We start from the raw sequence: 18,705 nt of genomic DNA, 5'->3' as shown, positions 1-18,705 counted from the left end.
GCATGCAAAAGCTCACCCTGCCCGCCCCGGCCAAGCTCAACCTGTGGCTGCACATCATCGGCCGCCGCGCAGACGGTTACCACGAACTGGAAACGGTGTTTCAGTTTCTAGACCATGGCGACGAACTGAGTTTTGCCCTGCGTGACGATGGCGTGATCCGCTTGCACACCGAGATCGAGGCCGTCCCCCACGACAGCAACCTGATCGTACGGGCCGCGCGCATGTTGCAAGCACAATCGGGCACCACGCTTGGCGCCGACATCTGGCTGACCAAGGTACTGCCCATGGGCGGAGGTATCGGCGGTGGCAGCTCAGACGCCGCGACCACCCTGCTGGCCCTGGCCCACCTGTGGCAACTGGACTGGGACGAAGACCGCCTGGCCGCACTGGGCCTGAGCCTGGGCGCCGATGTGCCGGTGTTCGTACGCGGCCACGCAGCATTCGCGCAAGGCGTAGGCGAACAACTGACCCCGGTCGACCCGATCGAACCCTGGTATGTCGTGCTGGTGCCGCAAGTGTCTGTCAGTACAGTAGAAATTTTTTCACATCCACAGTTGACACGTGATTCTCTCCCCCTTAAGATGCGCCCCGTTCCCGAGGGAAACAGTCGAAATGACTGCCAACCGGTGGTAGAGCAGAATTACCCTGAAGTTCGCAATGCGTTGAATTCACTAGGGAAATTCACTGAGGCTCGACTAACCGGCACTGGAAGTTGTGTGTTTGGGGCCTTCCCAAGCAAAGCCGAAGCTGATAAAGTTCTGGCCCTTCTTTCAGCGACCCAAACAGGGTTTGTGGCGAAAGGAAGCAATATTTCGATGTTGCATCGCAAGCTGCAAAGTCTGGTCAAGAAGTCGAGCGCATGAGCGTTCGCAGCAACAGATACAGGGGCGTCGCCAAGCGGTAAGGCAGCAGGTTTTGATCCTGCCATGCGTTGGTTCGAATCCAGCCGCCCCTGCCATTTTCCTTATACTCATCCAGGTATACCCTCAGCCTTCAGGTACTGCGCGTGTCCAAGATGATGGTCTTTACGGGGAACGCTAACCCCGATCTGGCTCGGCGTGTCGTACGTCAGCTGCATATCCCTCTCGGTGACGTCTCTGTCGGTAAATTCTCCGACGGCGAGATCAGTACTGAGATCAATGAAAATGTTCGCGGTAAAGACGTTTTCATTATTCAGCCGACCTGCGCCCCGACCAACGATAACCTGATGGAACTGGTAGTGATGGCCGACGCCTTCCGCCGCTCCTCAGCATCCCGAATCACCGCCGTGATTCCCTACTTCGGATATGCCCGCCAGGACCGCCGTCCGCGTTCGGCACGTGTAGCCATCAGCGCCAAAGTTGTTGCTGACATGCTCACTGTCGTAGGTATCGACCGTGTACTCACCGTCGACCTGCACGCTGACCAGATCCAAGGCTTCTTCGATATCCCCGTCGACAACATCTACGGCTCGCCCGTACTGGTTGACGATATCGAAGACCAGCGTTTCGAGAACCTGATGATCGTCTCCCCGGACATCGGTGGTGTCGTGCGCGCACGCGCTGTCGCCAAGTCCCTGGGCGTCGATCTGGGTATCATCGACAAACGCCGCGAAAAGGCTAACCACTCCGAGGTTATGCACATCATCGGCGACGTCGAAGGGCGCACCTGCATCCTGGTAGACGACATGGTCGACACCGCCGGCACCCTGTGCCACGCGGCCAAAGCCCTGAAAGAACACGGCGCTGCCAAGGTTTACGCCTACTGCACGCACCCTGTCCTGTCGGGCCGCGCCATCGAGAACATCGAGAAGTCGGTACTGGACGAGCTGGTGGTGACCAACACCGTTCCGCTGTCCGCCGCTGCTCAAGCCTGTGATCGTATCCGCCAGCTGGATATCGCACCGGTTGTCGCTGAAGCGGTACGCCGCATCAGCAACGAAGAATCGATCAGCGCGATGTTCCGCTAAGCGGGACACGTGTTGATGTGAAGCGCCCCGCCCCAACCTGTGTTGGGGCGGGGCTTTTTTGCCATCCCCGTTGGCGCTGGTCGCAAACGCCCTCGGGGGGCTATTTTGGAGAAACAAAATGACTGATTTTATTCTGAACGCCCAAGCGCGTACTGACCTGGGGAAAGGTGCGAGCCGCCGCCTGCGTCACTCGCTGAGCATCCCAGCCGTTGTCTACGGTGGTGATAAAGAAGCTCAATCCCTGACCATCCTGGCCAAGGAAATCACCAAGCTGTTCGAAAACGAAGCTGCCTTCAGCCACGTTATCGAACTGAACGTTGACGGTGTTAAGCAGAACGTCATCATCAAGGCCATGCAGCGCCACCCAGCCAAGCAGTTCATCATGCACGCTGACTTCGTTCGCGTCGTTGCTGGCCAGAAGCTGACCGCCAAGGTTCCGGTTCACTTCATCAACGAAGAAGCCCCGGTCAAGAAAGGCGGCGAGATCTCCCACGTTGAGTCCGAGATCGAAGTTTCCTGCGAAGCCAAAGACCTGCCTGAGTTCATCGAAGTTGACCTGGGCAACGCCGAAATCGGCACCATCATCCACCTGTCGGACCTGAAAGCTCCGAAAGGCGTAGAGTTCGTTGCTCTGGCCCACGGTGATGACAAAGCTGTTGCCAACGTTCACGCTCCACGCGTTGCTCCAGAAGCAGAAGGCGCTGCCGAGTAATCCACTCGCACGCCGGCGTTGATCGGGTTACAGTGCCGCGCGCACTGTAACCCACCAACTCCAAGGAAGAGCCCCTGACGTGACCGCCATCCAGTTGATCGTTGGCCTGGGTAACCCCGGCCCCGAATACGAACAGACCCGGCATAACGCAGGGGCTCTTTTCGTTGAACGCCTTGCCAGCGCCCAGCGTGTTTCGCTGACCGCTGACAAAAAGTATTTCGGCCTGACGGCTAAATTCAGCCATCAGGGCAACGACGTTCGTTTGTTGATCCCCACCACCTACATGAACCGCAGCGGCCAGTCCGTAGCGGCCTTGGCCAATTTCTTCCGCATCAAGCCGGAAGCGATACTGGTGGCACACGACGAACTCGATCTGCCCCCGGGCGTTGCCAAGCTCAAGCGCGGCGGCGGCCATGGTGGGCACAACGGCCTGCGCGACATCATCGCGCAGCTCGGCAACCAGAACGACTTCCACCGCCTGCGGCTTGGCATCGGCCACCCGGGTGACGCCAAACTGGTATCCAACTTCGTCCTGGGCCGCGCGCCGCGCGCCGAGCAGGAGAAGCTCGACGCCAGCATCGATTTTGCCCTCGGCGTGCTGCCGGACGTGCTTGCCGGCGATTTCGCCAAGGCGATGCGCGAGCTGCACAGCCAGAAGGCCTGATTTCCTTTAGAGAGGGGAATACCCATGGGTTTCAATTGCGGCATCGTCGGCCTGCCCAACGTCGGCAAGTCCACCCTGTTCAACGCCCTGACCAAGTCTGGCATCGCGGCGGAGAATTTCCCTTTCTGCACCATCGAGCCGAACAGCGGCATCGTGCCTATGCCCGACGCTCGCCTGGCTGCGCTGGCTGAAATCGTCAAGCCAAACCGCATCCTGCCGACCACCATGGAATTCGTCGACATCGCCGGCCTGGTTGCCGGTGCCTCGAAAGGCGAAGGCCTGGGCAACAAGTTCCTCGCCAACATCCGCGAGACCGACGCCATTGCCCACGTGGTGCGCTGCTTCGAAGACGAGAACGTGATCCACGTTTCCAACAGCGTCGACCCCAAGCGTGACATCGAGATCATCGACCTCGAACTGATCTTCGCCGACCTCGACAGCTGCGAAAAGCAACTGCAGAAGGTAGCGCGCAACGCCAAGGGCGGCGACAAGGATGCCTTGGCGCAAAAGGCCATTCTGGAAAAGCTGATCCCGCACTTTACCGAAGGCAAGCCTGCGCGCAGCCTGATGAAGCACATGGCTGACGACGAAAAGGCCGTCATCCGTGGCTTCCACTTGCTGACCAGCAAACCGGTGATGTACATCGCCAACGTGGCCGAAGACGGCTTCGACAACAACCCGCACCTGGACGTGGTCAAGGCCATTGCCGAGGAAGAAGGCGCGGTCGTGGTGCCGGTGTGCAACAAGATCGAAGCAGAAATCGCCGAGCTGGAAGACGGTGAAGAGAAGGACATGTTCCTCGAGGCCCTGGGCCTGGAAGAGCCTGGCCTGAACCGCGTGATCCGCGCCGGTTACGAGCTGCTGAACCTGCAGACCTACTTCACTGCCGGCGTGCAGGAAGTACGCGCCTGGACCGTTCGCGTCGGAGCCACTGCCCCGCAGGCAGCCGGCGTTATCCACACCGACTTCGAAAAAGGCTTCATCCGCGCTGAAGTGGTGGCCTATGACGACTTCATCCAGTTCAAGGGTGAAGCGGGTGCCAAGGAAGCCGGTAAGTGGCGTCTGGAAGGCAAGGATTACATCGTCAAAGACGGCGACGTGATGCACTTCCGCTTCAACGTCTAAGCGTTAGCCTGCTGTAACTACAAACCCTTGAGGTCTGCACCTCAGGGGTTTTGTTTTTCTGGGATGCAGGGTGGGAACATTCGTTCTACCGTATTCCCATGGGTAGCCGCCTGCCCCCAGTCATCAAAGACCGCTGCGACCGATAGAGGCGCCACCATCTACGTAGATTGTCTGCCCGGTAATGAAAGCACTGCGATCCCCGAGCAGGAAGGTCACTGCCGAAGCGACCTCGTGTGGCTGCCCGAGCCGCCCCATCGGCACGCCGTCGATATAGGCGGCTTCGCCTGCACTGCCTACCGGGTTACCACTGCGGAACAGTTCGGTCTCGATCGGCCCTGGAGCAACTGCATTAACCGTGATTCCTGTCTGGGCCAGTTCCAGCGCCCAACTGCGAGTGAAGCTGACCAGCGCTGCCTTTGCAGCGGCGTAAGCAGTGCGCTGGCGAATGCCGAGCACGGTCAGGCTGGAGATATTCACCACGCGGCCCCAGCAGCGCTCGCGCATCCCTGGCAGCAGCGCTTGGGTCGCCTGCAGCGCGGGATGCAGGTTGACCCGCATTACTTCGTCGAAGCTTGCCAGGTCAATTTCGCCCAGTGGCTGGGGACGGACCAGGCCCACATTGTTTACCAAGCCGTCGAATGCATAGCGGTTGGTCAAGTCGGCCAGTGTCGCAATCAAACGCTCTGAGTCGCTCAAGTCGGTGGCGATCAGTTCGCCGGGGAAGCTGGCATCCGCAGCCTGGCGGGCGATACCAACGACTTGATGGCCCTCCTCCACCAGTTGCTCGGAGATTGCCCGGCCGATGCCTTTGCTGGCTCCTGTAACAAGAAAAGTACGTTGCGTCATGGTATGTCTCTACCGTTAGTGTTTCTGCAGACGATGCAATATGGCTTGGCCCACCTGGGCCGCTGACGCCGGGTTCTGCCCAGTGATCAATTCGCGGTCGATGACAACATTAGGCGCCCACGGCGATGGGTTGCTCTGATACTGCCCGCCGGCGCGCTCCAGGGCGGTCTGCGGATAGAACTTCATCTGCCCTCCGCCGAGCAGGCCCTTGGCCTGTTCTTCTTCCTGATTGCTGATGACTGTCATGCGATAGCCGGCATAAATCCAGTCTTCGGGCGTTGCTGTCCGGTTCCCGCTCTCCAGTGCCTGGATCAGCTTCTGCGGCCGTTCCAGCGCCGAGAGCAGAGCAATGGGACCGTGGCAAACCAGCGCGGTGGTTTTACCCTCGGCGTGGAAAGCGCGAAGCAGACGCCCCAGCGCCGGGTCGGCGAGCAGGTCTTGCATCGGGGCGTGGCCGCCAGGCACATAGACTGCATCGAAGTTGCCATAACCAATCTGCTCCACGCGGGACAGGCTGATCACTGGCGAATGCTTCGCAGAAGTAAGCTGCAGCTGATCCAGCAGCGCCTGATATTGCTCCAGTTGCTTCGGATCGTTGCCGAAGTACTGGGCCGCGGCCGAGCTGCGGTCCAACGTCGGCGCGCGACCGAGGGGAGTAGCGAAGGTTACGTGATGGCCTGCGTCCAGCAGCGTTTTGGTTGGTTCCAGCAGTTCGTTGAGGTAGAAACCGGTTGCAAATGCCTTGCCGTCGCGTAGCTCCAGATGGCTCTCGTCAGACAGCACCACAAGGACGTTCGCCGCATGAGCGCCCAGACTCGCGCTGCCTATGACAGCAGCCAGGGTCAGTCGTTGGTAAGTGCGCATAGCATTCCCTCCATTCAGGCACAGGCGGGATGCCGTGCACTGACCGACACTTTATTGGCGATCAGACAAGCGATAAATTGGGCCTGTAGAAAAGCATTTTTGCTTTGGAGAACAAAATGGCGCGACGGTTTGGTCACCTGGGGGATGTCGAGGCGCTGCTGGAAGTGGTCGAACGTGGCTCGCTCAGTGCGGCAGCAGTGGCCTTGGCCACCACCCCGTCGGTGGTTAGTCGGGCCATTTCGCGGCTTGAGTTGCACCTGGGGGTGCAGTTACTACGCCGCACCACGCGTCGCTTGAGCCTCACCGACAGTGGCCTGGAATACGTCGAGCAGGCGCGCGCTGCGTTCCAGCAGATCGCCAGCGCAGAGCAAGCCCTGAGCGGCCATGGCGAAGTACAGGGCCGTGTGCGCCTGAGCGCGCCGACCACTTATGGGCATCACCGATTGCCGGCCATGCTGGCAGCCTTCGCCCTGCGCTATCCGAAAGTGCAGGTCGAATTGAACATCACCAATCGTAATGTCGACCTGGTGGCCGAAGGGTATGACCTGGCTATTCGCCTTGGCGACCTGCCGGACAGTAGCCTGGTGGCGCGTCGGCTAGAGGAGGCTCGACTATGCCTGGTGGCCGCGCCAGCTTACCTCGCGCGTGCCGGCAGGCCGCAATCACTGGCGGAACTGGCCGGACACAACTGCCTGCCTTTCATCATGCCCAGCAATGGCAGGCCAGGCGTTTGGCAGTTCCGTCAAGGAGAGGAGGAACTGCTCTTCGTTCCGCAGGGAAATCCGGTGGTGGCGGACGATGTGCTGGGGTGCATCTCACTGGCCGAGCAAGGTGTCGGGATCTGCCAGACCTACGAGTTCATAGTCGCAGAACGCCTGCAGCGGGGCCGGTTGGTGCGCTTGCTGGAGGATTACGAGGGGGCCCGACGGCCCTTCTCGGTCATCTATCCGCCACATCGCCAGCTGTCGGGGGCCAGCAGGGCATTGATCGATTCTTTGATGACAACGGGCCGCAAAGCGGCACTCGATCCCAGCATCTAAGCTGAGGTTCAGCGCCCTTCTCGCCCAGAGCCGACACCATGCCCCACCCCACTCGTTTCGACTGGCAACGCTGGTTACCCGGCCTGGTCACCCTGCTCCACTACAAGGCAGCCTGGCTACCCAAGGACATCGCCGCCGGCCTGGTGCTCACCACCATGCTGGTGCCTGTGGGCATCGCCTACGCCGAGGCTTCCGGCGTCCCCGGCATCTATGGCCTGTACGCCACCATCATCCCTCTGCTGGCCTATGCCCTGTTCGGTCCCAGCCGTATCCTGGTGCTGGGCCCGGACTCGGCGCTGGCCGCGCCTATCCTGGCGGTGGTGGTGCAATACGCGGCCAGCGACCCGCAGCGGGCGATCGCCATCGCCAGCATGATGGCCCTGGTCGCCGGGGCGTTCTGTGTGATTGCCGGGCTGCTGCGCCTGGGCTTTATCACCGAGTTGCTGTCCAAGCCCATCCGCTATGGGTACATGAACGGCATCGCCCTGACCGTATTGATCAGCCAGTTGCCCAAGCTGTTCGGCATCAAAGTCGACAGCGAAGGGCCCTTGCGCGACCTTTGGTACTTGGGCCAGGCGCTATACGCCGGCCAAGGGCACTGGCCAAGCTTTGTCGTGGGTGCCGGTAGCCTGGCGCTGATTCTGCTGCTCAAACCGTTCAAGCGCCTGCCGGGCATCCTGATCGCCGTGGTACTGGCGACGCTGGCAGTGAGCGTGTTCAACCTCGATCAGATGGGCGTCAAGGTACTCGGGCAATTGCCCCAGGGCCTGCCCGGCTTCGTCTTCCCCTGGGTCAGCGACATTGACCTGGTCGAGGTGCTACTGGGCGGGATCGCAGTGGCGCTGGTGTCGTTCGCCGACACCAGTGTACTGTCACGCTCCTATGCCGCGCGCCTCAAGATGCGGGTAAACCCCAACCAGGAAATGTTCGGCCTGGGCGTGGCCAACCTGGCCTCGGGGCTGTTCCAGGGCATACCGATCAGCAGCAGTTCGTCGCGCACCCCAGTGGCCGAAGCTGCCGGCTCGCAGACCCAGCTCACCGGCATCATCGGCGCCCTGGCGGTAACCCTGTTGCTGCTGGTAGCGCCCAATCTGATGCAGCACCTGCCCAACAGCGCTTTGGCTGCGGTGGTGATTGCCGCTGCACTGGGGCTGTTCGAGTTTGCCGACCTCAAGCGTATCTTCCGCATGCAGCAGTGGGAGTTCTGGCTGTCGTTCACCTGCTTTGTCGGCGTGGCAGTGTTCGGCGCCATTCCCGGTATCTGCATTGCCGTGGTGGTGTCGGTGATCGAGTTCCTGTGGGACGGCTGGCGGCCGCACCACGCGGTGCTTGGCCGGGCGGATGGGCTGCGCGGTTACCATGACATGCAGCGTTATCCACAGGCCCGGCGTATTCCAGGGCTGGTGCTGCTGCGCTGGGACGCGCCGTTGTTCTTTGCCAACGCCGAGCAGTTCCAGAACACAGTGATGGCGGCGGTAGACGCGTCGCCAACGCCGGTACAGCGGGTGGTAATTGCCGCTGAGCCTGTGACCAGTATCGATATCACTTCGGCGGACATGCTGGCCGAGCTGGACCGGGCATTGGAGGCGCGGGGGGTGGAGTTGCAGTTCGCCGAAATGAAGGACCCGGTGAAGGACAAGATGCGGCAGTTCGAGTTGTTCGAGCATATGGGGGAGAAGGCCTTTCATCCAACGGTGGGCGCAGCGGTGGATGCCTATCTGGAAGAGAGTGGGGTTGATTGGCAGCCCTGAATGGCCTGGGGGAGCGGGCTTAACTGCGAAGAAGCCCGCGCCGACTCCGAAGCCGGTCAATCCAGATCAACATGGCGCTGGCATACACCGACACCGCCAGAAACAGCGCCATACGCACCGCAAATGCCTTGTACACATCCTGCCCACCTGCACTGTCCTGCACCGACTGCCCCAGCAAGATCAACAGGGTCGTCAGGCAACTGACCCAGTACGCCGGGCTCTGCCGGCTCGGCACCGCCTGGTACAGGCGCCGAGCCTGCCAAAGGGCGAACAGCAGTACCCACAAGAAGAACATCCACAGGTGAACGAACAGGCTCAGCGCTACCCACAGCGCTATCGCCAACACCCCGGCAAGCAAGGTTGAACCGATCAGCTCCCGGCTGGCGTGCCGCGCGCGGGTTTCGCCTGCTTGTTGCCCCACACTCACGGCCTTCATGATCAACGGCATGTACTGGTCAGGAGCGATCAATGCCAGCAGAAAGGCCGGCATCACGATCAACGTGGCACGCAGCGCCACCCAGCTGACATGCTCGCTGCCCAGCAGCGGCGGCACCGGCGGTGCTGGCGCATTGGCAGGTTCGGGGAACAACCTGTGCGCCACTGACGTGCCCAGCACTGCCAGCAGCATGCCTTTGGCCAGCGCTTCGACCACCGACAATGCCAGGGTGAAGTCACTGGTGCCGGCAGCGGCGATCATGGTCAGGCCGACCACCAGCAGGTTGGCTAGCAGGCCGTTGCCGCCCTTCAGTGCATAGCGCAAGGTCAGGAAAACACCCACCCCGACCAGTAACACCCCGGCCAACGGAGCATGGCGCAACAGCGGAATCAGCAGCAACCCGCTGCCGCAAGCGAGCAGCACCAGTAACGCCAGGGCCGGTGCCGCACGCAGCGGCAATGGCTGACTGCGCATGGCCAGTAACAGCACCGCAAACACCGGCGCCAGGATCGGCACCGGCAAGCCGATACCAAAGCTCACCGCCAGGCACAACGCCACACCCCAGGCCAGGCGCAGCGCCCGCAAGCGGCGCCATTCAATAGGCATACGACAGCCAGCTCATCAGCCACATGAACAACCGGCCCAGCAGGTTCAGTGGGTTGCCTTCGCTGGGCAGGGCCATGACCTCGGCCTGACCACCGACCCGCAGCACGGTCTTGTCCTGAAGCTGGTCGCGCTCCAGCTGGACAATCACCGGAAAGCGCTGCGCCGAACGCAGCCACTCGCGGCTATTCTGCACGGTCGGCAGCGTACCCGGCGGCGTGCTCTGGCCCACGCTCACGCCATAGCCAATGCTGCGGATACGCCCTTTCAACACGGTGCCCGGCAGCGCATCGAGCACCACCAGCACCGGGGTTTCAGGGCGCAAGCGACCGAGGTTGTTCTCGGTCATGTCGGCACTTATCCACACATCATGGATACTGATCAGGGTCATCATCGGGCTGCCCGCCCCGACATAGTGGCCAACGTCTGTGCGCAGGTCGGTGATCAAACCGTTCGCGTCGGCACGCACCACGGTACGGGCAAGGTCCAGGCGGGCCTTTTCCACATTGGCCGCAGCACTGCGCAGCTGGGCGTTGTCTTCCTGTGCCCCGCCCTGCTGCTCACGGGCGCGCTCTACCTCTGCGCGGGCTGCCGCCACTTGGCTGATGGCCTGGTCGCGGGTGGCCTGGGCGCCTTCCAGGCGGCGCACCGACACCGTACCGGGGTCCTCGTCAATCAGCCGTTTGAGGCGCTCGGCGTCCTGCCGCGCCTTGCGTTCGTTGGCCTGGGCTGCCACCAGCGCTGCCTGCGCCGAATCGATGCCGGCGGTACTGGCGCCGATCTGCCGGCGCACGGTATCGAGGTCGGCTTCGGCGCGGGCCAAGGCAATGCGGTACTGCTCCTGATCGAGTTCGAACAGCACATCGCCCTGGCGCACCTCCTGGTTGTTGCCTACGGCCACACGCTTGATCTGCCCGGCCACTTCGGCGGCCACCGGGACCACGTAAGCCTGCAGGCGAGCTTGCTGGGTGTACGGCGTATAGCGGTCAGCCAGCAAGTACCAGAGCAGGCTGACGGCAATCAGCAGCAGCACCCAGCGCATGCCGCGATCCGGGGCTGACGGGGGCGGCGTGGGCGTGGCGTCACTCATTCGGTTTCACCTTGTGCATGCGCGGAGGGGGCTGGCTCGTCGAGCAATTCGCCCCAGTCGGTGCGTTGCTGCATTTGCTGACGGGTGGCCGGGTCGAGCGGCGCGCGGCTGGCGTCCCAACCACCACCCAGGGCCTTGTACAAAATCACCAGGCTGCTGACCGCGTTGCCACGGCTGACCAGGTAACCGTCCTGTTGCTGCAACAGCAGTTGCTGAGCATCGAGCACCCGTTGAAAATCAGCGAAGCCTTCGCGGTATTGCGAGCTGGCCAGATTCAGCGAGCGCTGCGCAGCCTGAGAGGCCTGGTCGCGAATGGTTGCACTCTGCAGCGAACGCACCAGCCCGCTGGCAGCATCGTCGGCCTCACGGGCGGCTTCGCGCACGCCCTGGTGGTACAACTCGATCAGTTGCTGCAAGCGGGCATCTTCCACGCGTACGGTGTTCTTGCGCCGGCCATAGTCGAACGGGTTCCAGATCAGGCTTGGGCCAGCCGCCAGGTCGAAGGTGTCGGGCAGATGATTGGCCGATAAAAAGGTCCAGCCGATACTGCCAAGCAAGCTCAGCTGTGGATAAAGATCGGCCTCGGCCACCCCGACCAGCGCCGACTGCGCCGCCACTGCCTGCTCGGCGGCACGGATGTCCGGGCGGCGCTGCAGCAGGCTGGCCGGTACATCCTGCAACACTGCCCGGTCTGGCAAGGGCAGTTGGCCATGGCCGGCCGCCAGCTGCGGCAGCGGCCCAGGCGGGCGGCCGAGCAGCGAACACAGCACATTGCGCAGGGCATTGAGCTGGTTCTCGAACTCGGGAATGGTGGCCTGGGTCGCCAGGTATTGAGTACGCGCCTGCTGCCAGTCGAGTTCGTCATTTTCACCGTGGCGGAACAACCGCTCGGTGATCTCCAGGCTACGCGCCTGGCGCTTGGCGTTCTCTTGTGCGATCGCCAGCCGCGCCTCGGCGGTACGCAGGGCAAAGTAGGTGTCGGCCACTTGCGCACGCAGCAGCAGCATGGCATCGGCGTAGTTGGCCTGGGAGGCGAAGTAGACGGCATCGGCGCTTTCGATGGCGCGACTGAAGCGGCCCCAGAAGTCAATTTCCCAGCCGATGTCGAAGCCCACGCTGGATTGCCAGAACACCGAATCACGGGCCGAAGGCGTACCAGACTGATTCTGCTTCAGGTACAGGCTCTGCGCACTCAGTTGCTGCAGCTGCGGATAACGCCCGGTCTGCACGATGGCCAACTGGGCACGAGCTTCAGCGATACGCAGGCCAGCCACGCGCAGGTTGGTGTTGTTGGCATCGGCCTCGGCTATCAGCGCGTCCAGGGTCGAGTCGGCAAACACCGCCCACCACTGACGCAGGTCGGGCGCCGCCGCGCTGCGCCCTGCCTGCTCGATCATGGGCGTGCTCCAGCCGTCCAGCCACGGCGCTTGGGGCTTCTCGAAATCCGGACCAACCTGAGTGCAACCGGCCAGCACCATCAGCAGCCCCAGGCCATAGCAGCGGTTGGGCATGGCTCAGGCGGCAGGGGGTGCCGGTTGCTCCGGCACCTGCAGCGCAACCCATTGCCAGAACAGCACGTACGTCACGCCGAGGATTACCGGGCCGATGAACAAGCCGATGATGCCTTTGACCACCATGCCGCCCAATGCCCCGATCAGTACCACCGGCATCGGTACATCAACCCCGCGCCCCAGCAGCAGCGGCTTGAGCACGTTGTCGGCAAGGCCGGCGACGAAGGTGTAAATGGCAAAAATGATGGTCGCCACCGTGAAGCCTTCGGCGTTGAACACATAAATGATCACCGGCAAGGTCACCAGCGTCGCCGGGGCCTGTGCAATGCCCAGTATGAGGATGACGATGGCCAGCATCCCGGCACCGGGAACCCCTTTGACGACAAAGCCGACACCGATCAGCAACATCTGGATGAAGGCAATGCCGATTACCCCTTGCGCCACCGCGCGAATGGTGGCGGTGCACAGCTTGGCCAAGGGTTTACCGCGTTCTTCGCCTGACACCCGTATGGCGATACGCTGGGCGGCGATTTCACCGCGATCACCGAAGGCCATGATGACCCCGCAAATGATGACCGCCCCGATGAACAACAGGAAAGCGCCTCCAACGCTGGCCGCAGCGCCTAACGCCGTGCGCCCGGCGCTCTTGATCTGGGGCATCCACTGGTTCAGCACACTGGCCATGTTCTCGGAGGCCGCCAACCATAGCGCATGTACCTTAGGCCCGATCAGTGGCCAGGCCGCCACGGAGTCAGGGGGTGCCGGCACGCTCCAGGCCCCGCTCTTGAGCAACGTCACCAGGCTGTCTACCGATTCGCCGATGGACATTACCACCAGGTAAATCGGCACCAGCAGCACCACCAGTACCAACAGCACCACCAGCGTCGCCGCATAACCTTGCTTGAGCCCGGTGCGGCGCTGGATGCGGCAATGCAACGGGTACAGGGTGACCGCCAGAATCACCGCCCAGAGCATCAACTCCAGGAACGGCTGGAATACCTGAAAGGCGAAGGTCACCAAGACGGCCACCAGCCCTGCCTTGATGAGCACATCGAGCAGGCCCCGCGACAGGGCGCTGTCCAGCTTGATACCCGGCTGCATGCTTCACCTCCGAACATTCAATGCGCCAGCAAGGCGCAGTTCACTGATCCGTCTCAGAGCTTGCCTGCGTAAGGCTGTCGTCTCGCAGTTGTCGCGCCAAGGCCATCATTACCAGGGGTACCACCGCCATAGACAAAGTGATGGACAGCACCAGCAGGTCGTGTACCTGCTGGGTGAGTACCTGGTGCTCCAGCGCCAGCTTGAACACCACGAAGGCAAACTCGCCACCCGAAGCCAGCACCACGCCCAGGCATAGCGCCTGGGCCTGGTTGAGCCCACCGACCGTATGCCCCAGGCCATATAGCAAGGGCAGCTTGATCGCCACCAGCAGCACGGTCAGGCCCAGCACCATCAGCGGCATGCCGAACAGCAGGCGCAGGTCGGCACTCATACCTACGCCAACGAAGAACAATCCCAGCAGCAGGCCTTTGATCGGCTCGATCTGGGTTTCCAGTTCGTGGCGAAACGGCGACTCGGCCATCAGCACACCGGCCAGAAACGCACCCAGCGCCATCGACACACCCACATGCTCCATCAACCAAGCGGTGCCCAGCACGACCAGCAAGGCCGTGGCGGTCGACAGTTCAGGCAGGCCCGAACCCACCGTCCACTTGAATATCGGGGTCAGCAGATAACGGCCAAAAACAATCAGCACACCAATGCCGACAACCACAGCCAGCAAGGGCCAGGCACCTTCGTCAGCAGTGCTGACATCGCCACCGAGCAGCGGCACCACGGCAATCAAGGGAATGGCGGCAATGTCCTGGAACAGCAGGATGGCAACGGCCAGGCGGCCATGAGGTTTGCCCAGGTCCTTGCGCTCGGCCAGTACCTGCAAGCCAAAGGCGGTGGACGACAGCGCCAGGCCCAGCCCCAGCACGATGGCGGCTGGTTTCGATTGGTCGAACAGCCAGAATGCCAGTAGCCCAAGCAGCACGGCGGTCAGCCCCACTTGCAAACTGCCGACGCCAAATAGCGCCCGGCGCATGGTCCACAGGCGCCTTGGGGACAACTCCAGGCCAATCACGAACAACAGCATGACCACGCCCATTTCCGACAACCGCGCCACGTTGTCCGGGTTGCCGAGCAGGCCAAACACCGACGGACCAATCAGGATACCCGCCAAGAGGTATCCCGGTACTGCGCCCATTTTCAGACGCTGCGCCAGCGGTACCAGAAGCACCACAGCCAGAAGGAATACCACCGTCGCCTGCAACAGGCTGCCGTCATGTGGCATGAGCTCGTACCTTCGCAGCTCCCTGCTGGGAGGGGTTCAGAAGCGTTCTTCGACGAACTTGAACGGGTAGGCGACAGCCTTGTACTTGCCGATCTTGCCGCGTTTGGGCAGCTTCACCTGCTGGTCGCGGGTTATGTCCTTGTAGGGAATACGGCTGAGCAGGTGGCTGATGATATTCAGCCGGGCGCGACGTTTGTCGTTGGAATTGGCCATGAACCACGGTGCCCAAGCGGTATCCGACGCCTGGAACATTTCGTCACGCGCTTGGGTGTATTCATCCCAGCGGCTATACGACTTGAGGTCCATCGGCGACAACTTCCACAGCTTGCGGCCGTCGTTGATGCGATCCTGCAGGCGCCGTGTCTGCTCATCGGCGCTGACTTCAAGCCAGTACTTGATGAGGATGATCCCTGAATCGACCATGACCCTTTCGAACCCGGGTACTCCGGTCAGAAACTTGTCCACTTGCTCGCCAGAGCAAAAGCCCATTACCCGCTCAACGCCCGCACGGTTGTACCAGCTGCGATCGAAGATCACCACTTCACCCGCCGCAGGCAGATGGCCCAGGTAACGCTGCACGTACATCTGGGTCTTTTCCCGCTCGGTCGGTGCGGGCAGCGCCACTACACGAAACACCCGCGGGCTGACACGCTCGGTAATGGCCTTGATGGTGCCACCCTTGCCGGCGCCATCGCGGCCTTCGAAGACAATGCATACCTTCAGGCCCTTGGCGACCACCCACTCCTGTAGCTTCACCAACTCTACATGCAGGTTCTTGAGCGCTTTTTCGTACGCCTTACCGCCCAGCTTTTCTGGCTGTTTTTTGGGGGGCTTCCTGGACGGCTTCGACATGACACGCTCCTGAAGGCGAATGAAGAGTGAGTATGGTCGATTAATGCCAGTTTGCCGCTTCGCTTGCAGATTGATGTGGGGGCTGTCGTGCAGCCCCCAGAAGGCACTATTTGGCCAGCTTGTTGTAACTGGTCATCAGGTTGCGGTAGTCCGGGATATGGTTGGAAAACAGAGTACCCAGCCCTTCGATGTCGTTGCGCCAGTCACGGTGCAGTTCGCAGGCCACGCCGAACCAGGTCATCAGTTGCGCCCCGGCAGCCTCCATGCGTCGCCAGGCCGAGTCACGGGTCAGTTCGTTGAACGTGCCAGAGGCGTCGGTGACGACGAATACCTCGAAGCCCTCCTCCAATGCCGACAGGGCCGGGAAGGCCACGCATACTTCAGTAACCACACCAGCAATCAGCAGCTGCTTCTTGCCGGTGGCTTTTACCGCTTTGACGAAATCTTCGTTGTCCCAGGCGTTGATGTTGCCCGGGCGTGCAATGTAGGGGGCATCAGGGAACTGCTCTTTCAGTTCCGGCACCAGTGGGCCGTTGGGCCCCGTCTCGAAACTGGTGGTAAGGATGGTCGGCAGCTTGAAGTACTTGGCCAGGTCAGACAGGGCCAAGACGTTGTTCTTGAAGCGGTCGGGGTCGATGTCCCTTACCAGCGAGAGCAAGCCGGTCTGGTGGTCGACCAGCAGTACGGCTGCGTTGTTCTTGTCCAGACGCTTGTATTGGAAGGCCACAGTGGATCTCCTTGCTTCAGCGGGTTGGGAGTATCAGCGTAGGCAAGGATGGAGGGTGGGAGAGACCGTCAGTCGGCTTGCCTGTACTGCCATGTGCCCCATCAGTTCACAAATTTCTGAACTGATTATTTGCCGCCAGCGATTTTTCCCCTCGCCCACCGCCACCAGAATCGCTTCACCACAATCACAAAAAAACCGTGAGGCCACTCCCGTGGACCAGACACTTCAAGTGCGGCAAGCCGCCGCCGACCTCGTCGCGGCGTTCGCCAGCAACGACACCGCCCGCTATTTCGCTTGCTTCAGCGAAGACGCCACCTTTCTGTTCCACACCTTGCCGTATCCGCTGCTGTCGCGTCGCGCCTATGAAGAGCTCTGGGCCCAGTGGCAGGCCGAGGGCTTTACCGTGCTTGCCTGCGAATCGGGCAACGCCCATGTAAGCCTGCAAGGCGACGTGGCTGTTTTCATGCACGATGTGGCCACGCGTATCCGCATCGGCGGTGAAGAGCACCCGTTGAGCGAGCGCGAGACCATCGTCTTCCGTCGCCATGGTGACCAGTGGCTGGCCTGCCACGAGCACCTGTCGGTCGTAACGCCGGCCTGATCACCCTTTACGCGGCGCTGCCGCCCTGCCATCGCACCCACAAGAAGGCCCGCGCACTGCGCGGGCTACAACAACCGCGCTGGAGCACCACCATGAGCCACTCGACCGGTATCGAGACCAACGGCGTCGAACAGATCCCCGCCGATCAACGCGACGCCTCCCCGCTAGACCTGTTCCGCCTGATCTTCGGCGGTGCCAATACCTTCGCTACCGCCGTACTGGGCAGCTTCCCGGTGCTTTTCGGGTTGTCATTCCAGGCGGGTGTGTGGGCGATTCTGCTTGGCGTTGGCATCGGCGCGCTGATCCTTGCACCGATGGGGCTGTTTGGCGCGCTTAACGGCACCAACAACGCTGTTTCATCGGGCGCGCACTTTGGCGTACACGGGCGCATCGTCGGCTCGTTCCTGTCGCTGCTTACGGCGGTGGCGTTTTTCTCGCTCTCGGTGTGGAGCTCGGGCGATGCGTTGGTCGGTGGTGCCAAGCGCCTGGCCGGCCTGCCAGAGACCGACCTGACCCTCGGTCTGGCCTATGGTTTGTTCGCGGTGCTGGTCCTGGTGGTATGCATCTTTGGCTTCCGCTTCATGCTGTGGGTCAACAAGATTGCCGTTTGGGCCTCGAGCCTGCTGTTCCTGCTGGGCATCGTCGCCTTTGCCGGGCCCTTCGATGCCGGCTACGCAGGCAGCGTAAACCTTGGCCAGGCAGGCTTCTGGGCTGCGTTCGTCGGCGCGGCGATCCTGGCCATGAGCAACCCGGTATCATTTGGCGCCTTCCTGGGCGACTGGTCGCGCTACATTCCACGCGAAACCCCCAAGGCACGCATCATGCTGGCAGTGATCGCGGCACAGGGGGCGACGCTGATTCCGTTCCTGTTCGGCCTGTGTACGGCCACCCTGGTCGCCACCCAGGCGCCGGACTACATTGCCGCCAACAACTATGTCGGCGGCCTGCTGGCAGTTGCCCCTAGCTGGTTCTTCCTGCCGGTGTGCCTGATTGCGGTGATCGGCGGCATGTCCACCGGCACCACCGCGCTGTATGGCACCGGCCTGGACATGTCCAGCGTGTTCCCGCGCCTGCTCAGCCGTGCTGGCGCTACGCTGCTGATCGGCGTGCTGGCGATTGGCTTCATCTTCATTGGCCGCTTCACCTTCAACCTCGTGCAGAGCGTATCGACCTTTGCCGTGCTGATCATTACCTGCACCAGCCCGTGGATGGTGATCATGATCCTTGGCCTGATTACCCGCCGCGGCTTCTACCACGCCGACGACCTGCAGGTATTCACCCGCGGCCAGCGTGGTGGCCACTACTGGTTCCTGCACGGCTGGAACTGGCGCGGCATGGGGGCGTGGATCCCCAGCGCGGCGGTTGGCCTGTGCTTCGTCAACCTGCCGGGGCAGTTCGTCGGCCCACTGGGTGACCTGGCTGGCGGCATCGACCTGAGCCTGCCGGTCACGCTGGGGCTGGCTGGCGTGCTGTACCTGCTGTTGCTCAACCTGTTCCCTGAACCTGCTGGCGTTTATGGCCCCCTGGGCCCGCGATGGGTGCGTTGCAAAAGCACCGCGCATACGCCTGTGACCACCGCCGAAATGGCCTGACTGGA

General features: G+C 62.0%; 18 protein-coding genes and 1 tRNA gene. 10 read left to right on the top strand and 9 right to left on the bottom strand.

The annotated features are described in order from the left end of the window. Positions 1 to 2: 2 nt before the first annotated feature. The 6 genes from ispE (at position 3) to ychF (ending at position 4,449) form a co-directional block, all read left to right on the top strand. On the top strand, positions 3 to 863 hold the full coding sequence (gene ispE, locus ACZ889_RS07745) for a 4-(cytidine 5'-diphospho)-2-C-methyl-D-erythritol kinase (RefSeq protein ID WP_019750445.1): 861 nt from the start codon (positions 3 to 5) through the stop codon (positions 861 to 863). Between the two features lie 20 nt (positions 864 to 883). Next, positions 884 to 958 (top strand) — tRNA-Gln (locus ACZ889_RS07740). Positions 959 to 1,006: 48 nt separating this feature from the next. Next, positions 1,007 to 1,948, top strand: coding sequence for a ribose-phosphate pyrophosphokinase (locus tag ACZ889_RS07735; RefSeq protein ID WP_003247410.1), 942 nt, complete (start codon positions 1,007 to 1,009; stop codon positions 1,946 to 1,948). Positions 1,949 to 2,066: 118 nt separating this feature from the next. Next, complete coding sequence (locus ACZ889_RS07730) at positions 2,067 to 2,660, top strand: 50S ribosomal protein L25/general stress protein Ctc (protein ID WP_003247411.1); 594 nt, start codon at positions 2,067 to 2,069, stop codon at positions 2,658 to 2,660. A gap of 79 nt (positions 2,661 to 2,739) precedes the next feature. After that, entirely contained in the window at positions 2,740 to 3,324 is a 585-nt protein-coding gene (pth, locus tag ACZ889_RS07725) for an aminoacyl-tRNA hydrolase (protein WP_003247413.1), read from the top strand. A gap of 24 nt (positions 3,325 to 3,348) precedes the next feature. Continuing rightward, positions 3,349 to 4,449 (top strand): redox-regulated ATPase YchF, encoded by a 1,101-nt coding sequence (ychF, locus tag ACZ889_RS07720; protein ID WP_003247414.1) that lies wholly within the window; start codon positions 3,349 to 3,351, stop codon positions 4,447 to 4,449. A 123-nt stretch (positions 4,450 to 4,572) separates the two neighbouring features. Here ychF and ACZ889_RS07715 read toward each other — a convergent pair whose 3' ends face one another. Next, on the bottom strand, positions 4,573 to 5,295 hold the full coding sequence (locus tag ACZ889_RS07715; RefSeq protein WP_121782850.1) for an SDR family oxidoreductase: 723 nt from the start codon (positions 5,293 to 5,295) through the stop codon (positions 4,573 to 4,575). A gap of 15 nt (positions 5,296 to 5,310) precedes the next feature. Further along, positions 5,311 to 6,159 carry a type 1 glutamine amidotransferase domain-containing protein gene (locus tag ACZ889_RS07710; RefSeq protein WP_476257283.1) on the bottom strand — a complete coding sequence of 283 codons (849 nt, stop codon included), beginning with the start codon at positions 6,157 to 6,159 and terminating at the stop codon, positions 5,311 to 5,313. Positions 6,160 to 6,275: 116 nt separating this feature from the next. Between ACZ889_RS07710 and ACZ889_RS07705 the strand changes: the two genes are divergently transcribed. Together ACZ889_RS07705 and ACZ889_RS07700 are read left to right on the top strand one after the other, a co-directional pair. After that, complete coding sequence (locus ACZ889_RS07705; RefSeq protein ID WP_004575690.1) at positions 6,276 to 7,199, top strand: LysR family transcriptional regulator; 924 nt, start codon at positions 6,276 to 6,278, stop codon at positions 7,197 to 7,199. Between the two features lie 38 nt (positions 7,200 to 7,237). Further along, positions 7,238 to 8,950 carry a SulP family inorganic anion transporter gene (locus ACZ889_RS07700; protein WP_180688852.1) on the top strand — a complete coding sequence of 571 codons (1,713 nt, stop codon included), beginning with the start codon at positions 7,238 to 7,240 and terminating at the stop codon, positions 8,948 to 8,950. 19 nt (positions 8,951 to 8,969) lie between these two features. On the opposite strand, the gene ACZ889_RS07695 is transcribed toward ACZ889_RS07700, so the two are convergent. The 7 genes from ACZ889_RS07695 to ycaC form a co-directional block, all read right to left on the bottom strand. Further along, positions 8,970 to 9,992: a DUF2955 domain-containing protein gene (locus tag ACZ889_RS07695; protein WP_070096306.1), complete on the bottom strand. Its 1,023-nt coding sequence runs from the start codon at positions 9,990 to 9,992 to the stop codon at positions 8,970 to 8,972. Further along, positions 9,982 to 11,079 (bottom strand): HlyD family secretion protein, encoded by a 1,098-nt coding sequence (locus tag ACZ889_RS07690; protein WP_003247419.1) that lies wholly within the window; start codon positions 11,077 to 11,079, stop codon positions 9,982 to 9,984. Before ACZ889_RS07690 ends, ACZ889_RS07695 begins: the two co-directional genes overlap by 11 nt. Then, a complete protein-coding gene (locus ACZ889_RS07685) occupies positions 11,076 to 12,590 on the bottom strand; it encodes an efflux transporter outer membrane subunit (protein WP_180688853.1) in 1,515 nt (504 codons plus the stop codon). Before ACZ889_RS07685 ends, ACZ889_RS07690 begins: the two co-directional genes overlap by 4 nt. Before the next feature lie 3 nt (positions 12,591 to 12,593). Beyond that, the gene (locus ACZ889_RS07680) at positions 12,594 to 13,691 is read right to left on the bottom strand and encodes an AI-2E family transporter (RefSeq protein WP_180688854.1); all 1,098 of its coding nucleotides are present in this window, start codon (positions 13,689 to 13,691) and stop codon (positions 12,594 to 12,596) included. Between the two features lie 40 nt (positions 13,692 to 13,731). Then, positions 13,732 to 14,928, bottom strand: a complete 1,197-nt coding sequence (locus ACZ889_RS07675) for a monovalent cation:proton antiporter-2 (CPA2) family protein (RefSeq protein WP_180688855.1) — start codon at positions 14,926 to 14,928, stop codon at positions 13,732 to 13,734. A gap of 36 nt (positions 14,929 to 14,964) precedes the next feature. Next, positions 14,965 to 15,780 (bottom strand): polyphosphate kinase 2, encoded by an 816-nt coding sequence (ppk2, locus tag ACZ889_RS07670; protein WP_010951960.1) that lies wholly within the window; start codon positions 15,778 to 15,780, stop codon positions 14,965 to 14,967. Positions 15,781 to 15,886: 106 nt separating this feature from the next. Next, positions 15,887 to 16,507 carry an isochorismate family cysteine hydrolase YcaC gene (gene ycaC, locus ACZ889_RS07665; protein WP_010951959.1) on the bottom strand — a complete coding sequence of 207 codons (621 nt, stop codon included), beginning with the start codon at positions 16,505 to 16,507 and terminating at the stop codon, positions 15,887 to 15,889. 211 nt (positions 16,508 to 16,718) lie between these two features. Here ycaC and ACZ889_RS07660 point away from each other — a divergent pair, with 211 nt between their 5' ends. Together ACZ889_RS07660 and ACZ889_RS07655 are read left to right on the top strand one after the other, a co-directional pair. Beyond that, positions 16,719 to 17,108, top strand: coding sequence for a YybH family protein (locus tag ACZ889_RS07660; protein ID WP_004575697.1), 390 nt, complete (start codon positions 16,719 to 16,721; stop codon positions 17,106 to 17,108). A 92-nt stretch (positions 17,109 to 17,200) separates the two neighbouring features. After that, positions 17,201 to 18,700 carry a purine-cytosine permease family protein gene (locus ACZ889_RS07655; protein ID WP_010951957.1) on the top strand — a complete coding sequence of 500 codons (1,500 nt, stop codon included), beginning with the start codon at positions 17,201 to 17,203 and terminating at the stop codon, positions 18,698 to 18,700. Positions 18,701 to 18,705: the final 5 nt, after the last annotated feature.

Source organism: Pseudomonas sp. TE3895 (assembly GCF_056278855.1).
The sequence above is the reverse complement of the archived record's forward strand: the minus strand, read 5'-3'. Positions and strand labels throughout refer to the sequence as shown.